This is a genomic window from Belnapia moabensis DSM 16746 (assembly GCF_000745835.1).
Lineage (GTDB): Bacteria > Pseudomonadota > Alphaproteobacteria > Acetobacterales > Acetobacteraceae > Belnapia > Belnapia moabensis.
In genome coordinates this window covers 1-6,782 of sequence record NZ_JQKB01000154.1, presented here as the reverse complement: position 1 = coordinate 6,782, position 6,782 = coordinate 1, and the positions used below count along the sequence as shown (strand labels likewise).

The 6,782-nt window shown below is 64.2% G+C and carries 3 protein-coding genes and 3 pseudogenes; 3 read left to right on the top strand and 3 right to left on the bottom strand.

Features of this window, described 5'->3' with window-relative positions; genetic code table 11:
- Together EP26_RS34115 and EP26_RS28930 are read left to right on the top strand one after the other, a co-directional pair.
- Positions 1-269: pseudogene (locus EP26_RS34115) on the top strand (IS5/IS1182 family transposase); the annotation flags it as partial.
- Positions 270-371: 102 nt separating this feature from the next.
- Positions 372-887 (top strand): annotated as a pseudogene (locus EP26_RS28930) (transposase); the annotation flags it as partial.
- Positions 888-1,274: 387 nt separating this feature from the next.
- On the opposite strand, the pseudogene EP26_RS38815 reads toward EP26_RS28930, so the two are convergent.
- The 3 genes and pseudogenes from EP26_RS38815 to EP26_RS32675 form a co-directional block, all read right to left on the bottom strand.
- Positions 1,275-1,382 (bottom strand): annotated as a pseudogene (locus tag EP26_RS38815) (IS5/IS1182 family transposase); the annotation flags it as partial.
- A gap of 453 nt (positions 1,383-1,835) precedes the next feature.
- Positions 1,836-4,142 (bottom strand): methyl-accepting chemotaxis protein, encoded by a 2,307-nt coding sequence (locus tag EP26_RS34105; RefSeq protein ID WP_169747532.1) that lies wholly within the window; start codon positions 4,140-4,142, stop codon positions 1,836-1,838.
- A 277-nt stretch (positions 4,143-4,419) separates the two neighbouring features.
- Entirely contained in the window at positions 4,420-4,611 is a 192-nt protein-coding gene (locus EP26_RS32675) for a hypothetical protein (RefSeq protein WP_157033903.1), read from the bottom strand.
- An 816-nt stretch (positions 4,612-5,427) separates the two neighbouring features.
- Between EP26_RS32675 and EP26_RS28910 the strand changes: the two genes are divergently transcribed.
- Positions 5,428-6,782, top strand: a 1,355-nt coding sequence (locus EP26_RS28910; protein WP_043344513.1) for a methyl-accepting chemotaxis protein, incomplete at its 3' end; no start/stop codon positions are given.

Here is a 6,782-nt window from a genome sequence, read left to right as displayed (position 1 = left end):
CCAAACCCTGGAAGGCCGATGGCGCCGGGGCGATCGCACGAAATGAAGCCCTCCGTGCATCGCGGCGCTTTGGTCGGACTATCTGGCGACGATGGAGCGGCTATCACCGCCGAAGCCGCGCAGAGACCAAAATGCACTGCATCAAACTCTTGGGCCAACGCCTGACGGCAAGAGACTTCGACCGCCAGGTCGCCGAGTTCCAGGTTCGTGTGGCCGTCTTGAACGGCTTCACCGCGCTCGGAATACCCGTCACCGAAGCCGTAGGATGAGGCTGTCCGGGGAAAGGGGAACCCTAACCGTCAGCTCATTTGTGCAACAGAGCCGTGGAGGACGGGACTTTCCCGGAGCAGGCGCGCGGGGCGTTTGCCGGGCTGCTCGAGCAGTGCCGCGCGACCGCCGAACGGGTCAAGGCGCTGGAGGCGAAGATCGTTGCACATGCGCGGCGGAGTGACACGGCACAGCGCCTGGTCACGGTCCCCGGCACCGGGCCGATCACCGCTTCACTGATCGCGGCCACGATCGGCGGCAACATCGGGCCGTTCTGGAGCGCGCGGCACTTCGCCGCCTCGCTCGGGCCGGTGCCGCGGCAGCACTCGACCGGCGGCAAGACCCGCCTCGGCCGGATCACCAAGGCCGGCGACCGGCAGATCCGGACCCTGCTGGTGCTCGGCGCCACCTCAATGGTCTACCGCGCCGGGGCGTGGAACAGCGCCGCCGGGGCATGGACCCGAGGGCTGCTGGCGTGGCGTCCCGTCCGGCTGGTGACGGTGACGGTGACGCTGGCGCTGGCGAACAAGATGGCGCGCATCGCCTGGGCACTGATGACGCGGGACGAGGTGTACCGGGCGGAGGGACGTAGCGCGGCCGCTTCGACGGCCATGGCGTGACATCCCGACCCGCGCGGTAGGCGGCGGGCACGAGCCCGCACCATCCGGCGGCAAGTGCCGAGAGGCGTAATGGGAAGGCTGTGGTCCAGACAGCTCAGGCAAAGCCGTTGACGGTGTCGGGCCACGAGCACGCGAACCAGATTGGCGCCTGACACGCACGCGCGCACCCATGATGGCCAGCGGCGAACGCTGCGCCACAGGTCGGACATCAGGGCGCAGCTGGCCGGACCTTCCTCCAACACTGATCGAGGTTCAGTGCCGGCGCTGTGTCACGCGCACCGAGCCTCGCGCAGCCTTTCCGTTGCCGCTCTAGGCCAGGTCGAGCCGATGGTGCATCGGGCCGCAGCGAAATCCGTTGCCATGCTCCGGCCGTCCACATAACACCCTCAGGCTGCCGCGGGCGCGCAGGCTCGCGTGATACCCTGCCCCATTGGTTACCCTGTGCCGCTGCCGCGGGATGTGGTGTCGACGATCAGCGTTGGCCTTGAACGGCAAGATTGGTCCACTCTCGATCATCGAGGACTGGCTCTCCTCGCAAGCCTACCGGACAACCGCAAATCGGGCGACCGATGCAATGCCATCACATCCGGCAGGTTTTCGAGCCGCCGATGATGGGCTGCCAGCAGAGCGGCTCGCCCTCGGACAGCGCATCGAGGGCGAGCCGAGATCCGGACGCCCACTCGGCGCTCAATCGATGCCTGGGCTTGGCATGCCGGCGTCGCCAGGCATCCCGGGGAAGCAGCGGCGGTCGCCGTTTCATGCCCATGACCCTTGTCTGCGCCATTGCCGGTTTCGCGGTGTCCAACAACAGCCGAGACACGACATTCTTGTCACCGCCGCGAGGGCATTGCCGTTGCCTCCTGCAATGCCACCGGATCGGCCACACATGAACTCAGAGTTGGCGATTGTGCTGACCGCGCCATGCAAGGCGGCGCAATCAGGCCATCACTACGCACGACGAACGCCAGCTAAAAATTCTGCCGAGCGCTGGCGCAACGTTCCCGCATGACTATTAAGCTTGCTGGAGGCACCGAGCAAGCCCGCCGAAGCATCCCCGGTCTCCTGAGCGGCACGCTGCACCTCCTGAATACGAGATACGACGGCGTTCGTACCCACAGCGACTTGGCTTGCGCTGCGAGCGATTTCTTGCGTTGCGCTCCCCTGCTCCTCCACCGCGGCAGCGATCGCGGCCGTCATGACATTGATCCGCCCGACTGTGCCACCGATGGATCGGAGGGCATGGACCGCCTGCTCGGTGGCGGTTTGTATACTCGAGATTTGGGTGGCGATCTCCTCAGTGGCCTTTGCCGTTTGTCCAGCCAGTTGCTTGACTTCGGTGGCGACAACAGCAAAACCCTTACCAGCCTCACCCGCTCGCGCCGCCTCTATGGTCGCGTTCAGCGCCAGCAAATTCGTCTGTCCAGCGATATCCCCAATCAACCGCACGACATCGCCAATTCGCTGGGCGGCCTGAGCCAAGCTTTGAACCAGCTCGTCAGTGGCCCGGGCCTCGGTTGCCGCCGCTTGCGCGACCGCAGCACCATCGGCGACTTGACGGCTCACCTCAGCCACACTGGCAGCCAACTCGTCAGCGCTGGCTGCGACCGATTGAACATCGGTCCCTGCCTGATTGGCGGCCATGGCGACAGCTTCGGCCTGCCGTCCGCTGGTCTCCGCCGCAAGGGATAGCGTGCGAGCAGCGGCCTGCACCTGCACAGCGGCTGTGGCCACGGCCTCCACCACCCCGCCAATCTCCGCTTCGAAACTATCGGCGAGACGAGCCTGCGCCGTGGCGAGCGACCAGACCAGCATCGCGCTGATATACTCACCGTCCCGGTTACGAATTGCGCTGACCGATAGATCCAGCACTTCTTCTCCCAACCGAATACGATCCTTGTGCGGCAGCCGAGCCGGATCGGTCAGTATTACTCTTTGCTGTTGTAGCTGGTCATGCATGATATCGATGCTTTTGCCGGGAAGCTCATTCACCTTACATGGCAGCTGATCTTCAATAACGGTGAGTACCTTCATGCTGGCCGGATTCATGTAATTGATGCGGAAGTTATCTGTCGCATCAGTTGTCATAACCGCGACAGGGATTTGCTGCAGCATTTGCTGCTGAGCAAATGCACGTCCGGCTGCGTCACACAAATCCTGTAGCGCCGCAGCAATATTGCCGATTTCGTCCGACCGATTGCGATCTGGGACAACAACACTCGCATCGCCCTCAGCGATCCGGCGGATAGCGGAGACAAGCCGACGAAGTGGCGCACCGATGATACGGGCATTAATCCAGCCAAAAATAACCAGTATGAGTGCAACCGCCGCACCAATCCACAGCACGCCACGCTCAATCTCGGTCGCCGTTATCGCGCTCGCAGCAGCACGGTACTCTGCCTCTTCATGTAACAGGCTATTGGCAGCTGCGACAGCGGCTTCGAGATTTTCCCGTGACGGCGTCCCACGTTGCACGTGTTCTGCCTGAGCAGCTTCTGCCAAGCGGACAACCTCGACGGCAGATGCCGCCACCGCTTCCCCGGTCGCGCTGATGCGACGCAGGTCCGCTGCGGCATTCGCTGCCACCTGGATCGCGGCGACAGCGCGTTGATGCACGCGTAACTGCGCTGCGGCGCGTCGCACCCGTCGTGCTTGGGATCCGTCACCAGTAGCCAGGAACCGTTGGCTGCCGAGCCGCACGTCGTTCACCGCGAGATGGAGGGCCGCCAGGCGCTGACGCGCATCCTCGCGCATCTCAGCCGGGACATCGATCTCAACCAGGCTGGACACTGAGTCGTAGAGCTGATCGTACTCGTTGCTGATGTTCTGCAGTTTGCCATCGCGCTCAGCAATCAGCTGCTTACGCAGCAGCGCTTGATTGGAGGTGGATATGCTGTAGTTCTCCAGCTGCTGGTTGGCTTCGGCCAACTTGGCGCCAACCGCGCGATCAACAGCAACATCAGCCGCGGCCTTCAGATGCGCCTTGGCAGCGCGAACTTCGATATTAACCTGCGCAATGCCACGCTCAGTGGCTTCCGGTGTTTGTGCCATAAGCACTTCACCCACGGCAATCGCCGTACGAGCTACATGGGTTGCTGCTTGCTGAGCGGCAAGCTGAGCAGCGCTCGCTGCGCGCTCGGCTGCCTGTTGGGTTTTAGCACCGTCCATCAGGACCCGAACCAGACCAATCATTCCGGCTAACAGTACGATGGCCAGTATAACACTCGCCGCCAGCTTCCGACCGATTGGAAGGTTCATCAAGAACCGCATAACAGGCGTCCCATCAGCAATATCATTACAGTATTTATATTGGAAACTTTAACACCTTGTAAATTTTGGGGCGGTTCGGATGATATCAGCGTATCCTGAGCTAGCCGGCCTGGCTGAGTGTCCTCTGACTACGCGGTGGCAGTCAGGCGTGGATTGCCCCCGGCGGCTTGGGGGGCGGGGCGGTGGAGCGGGAGGTGGTCATGACCCGAGGGATCGTGGCCTCTGAGATCTGCAGTCGTGCTTCCTGGGCGTTCGCCAGGCGTCGCTATCGCCCAGGCCAAACCAGCGATCGTGCCGCTACCCAACGCCGCGGTCGCACGGCGAAGCCGATGGTGCCTGCGACGCGGCGATGAACGACCAGCGTCAGACCGGCCAGGAAGTAGGCAAGCAAGGCGGCGAGCCGATTGTCGATGCTGTCGGCGACGCCGATCCGGAGCGAGGTGGTCAGCGGCGTCACGCGCATTGCCGGATTCGTTCGGTCATCGGCGCCCTGGATGTCGGCTACCTACATAACCACGTCCCGCAGTCGCCCCGATGGGTCGCCGCGGCATGGCGCTTGCGCTCCTCCCTCGCATGGCAGCTTCTCAGCCGCGCGGGCCGCCGCGCCCCGTCGTCCCTCCGCTCTGGGTATCGACGACTGCCGCGGTCGGGTTGACGTCCCGCCGCCTCGGCCTTGCAGCATGACTGCGATGCGGTGGCGGCTGCTCCGCCCCATCTCGCCGCGGAGCAAGGGGCGCGTGGTGCGGGACACCATAAGCCAGGGCGGGGAGACAGGAGGAGTCGCAGGTGCCGCCACTGTGCGCTGGGGTCCAGCATTCGAACAGGCCGCCGATCAGGCGCCGCCGATCCATGCATTGCGGGCGCTCGCCGGGTGTGGTCGGTGGGATGTACGGCGTTCAGAGCCGGAACTGGTCATCCCTAAGCGCTTGGCTGCGCCCAGTTCCCAACCAAAGCGCTATCTGCGGCCAGCCACATGGCAGTCCCTCGGTATGACGCCGCGCGCCACCCCGCCACAACAACCCCGGGCAGCCCCTCAAACCAGCCGGATACCATGCTTAAAGCGGGAACAGCAAACGACTGGCTGGCGTCAACAGGTAAGACCCCCTGCGATCGGTCTTCCGCCACCAGCGCCGGATCTGAGGCATTTCGCTAACGGTTTAATCTTTTGGCATTTATCAACTCAGAAGGGAGTAACGGGCTGTCAATACAAGTTTGTCATGATGCTGTGGAGTGCAGCGCGGGCATCACCTGCAGCAGAGCAGACGGATCCAATATGACCTTCCTCAGCAACATGAGTGTTCGCACCAAGCTCGTGAGCACATTTGGGGCTCTCTTCCTGGTCCTTGCTGCGAGTGGCGGTGTCGCCGTCCAACAGCTAAGCCAAGTCAATCAGGCGGCAGGAGAGGTCGCGCGCAACTGGTTGCCGTCGATCAAGACACTTGCCTCGATCAATGATAACGCCACCCGCTATCGCGTGGGCCAAGCTAGCCAGATTACTGCATCTGATGCAGCCGTGAGAGCTGACCTCGCACAGCGGAAAGCAGCTGCCAGTGGTCGCTTTGACCAAAGCTGGCGTGTCTATGAGCCGCTAGTGACCTCGGCAGAGGAGCGGCGCCTTGCTGACGCCATCCAGAGCGCTTGGCGGGAGTACCGTGCACTCGATAACCGGTTCGACGAGCTGACGCAGGCAGGCGATGTCGCTGGCTCCTCGAGCTTCTTCAACAAGGAGCTGCTCACCGCCTTCAACAAGTTCCGGGACGCGATCGCGGCGGACCAAAGCTTCAACGAGCGCATGAGCGCAGCTGCCAGTGAGGAGGCTGACGCGATCTTCCGCCGAGCGGTGTGGATGATTGGCTTTGTCACCCTGTTCGCCGCGGTGATGGCGCTGGCCTCGGTGCTGTGGCTGAACGCAGGCATTGTCAAACGGGTGGTCCGGCTCTCCGCTGTCATGCGCCAGCTAGCCAAACGTGACTATGCCTTTGAGCTGCCCTGTGCCGCGCTTAAGGATGAGATCGGTGACATGGCGCGCGCCATAAACGAATGCCGCACGGGTCTGCAGGAGGCCGACCGGCTGGCGGCGGAGCAGGCGCGGCTGCAGGAGGTGCAGGTGCAGCGTGCGGCGCGGCTGGAGGCGCTGACGCGTGGGTTTGAGGGTGCGGTGGGGCAGCTGTCGAGCACCCTGGCCTCGGCGGCGACCGAGCTGCAGGCGACCTCGACGGTGATGTCGGGCAGCGCCGGCCAGGCCAGCGCCCAGGCGGGTGCGGTGGCGGTGGCGGCCGAGCAGGCCAGCGGCAATGTGCAGACGGTGGCGGCCGCCGCCGAGGAGCTCTCGGCCTCGGTTGCCGAGATCTCCCGCCAGGTGGCGCAGTCGGCCAAGGTGGCCGGCCGCGCGGCGGACGACGCCCGGCGGACGGATGCCACCGTGCGCGAGCTCTCGGATGGCGCCCAGCGCATTGGCGAGGTGGTGCGGCTGATCAGCGACATCGCCAGCCAGACCAACCTGCTGGCGCTGAACGCCACGATCGAGGCGGCGCGCGCCGGCGATGCCGGCAAGGGCTTTGCCGTCGTCGCCTCCGAGGTCAAGGCGCTGGCCGGGCAGACCGCCAAGGCCACCGAGGAGATCTCGGT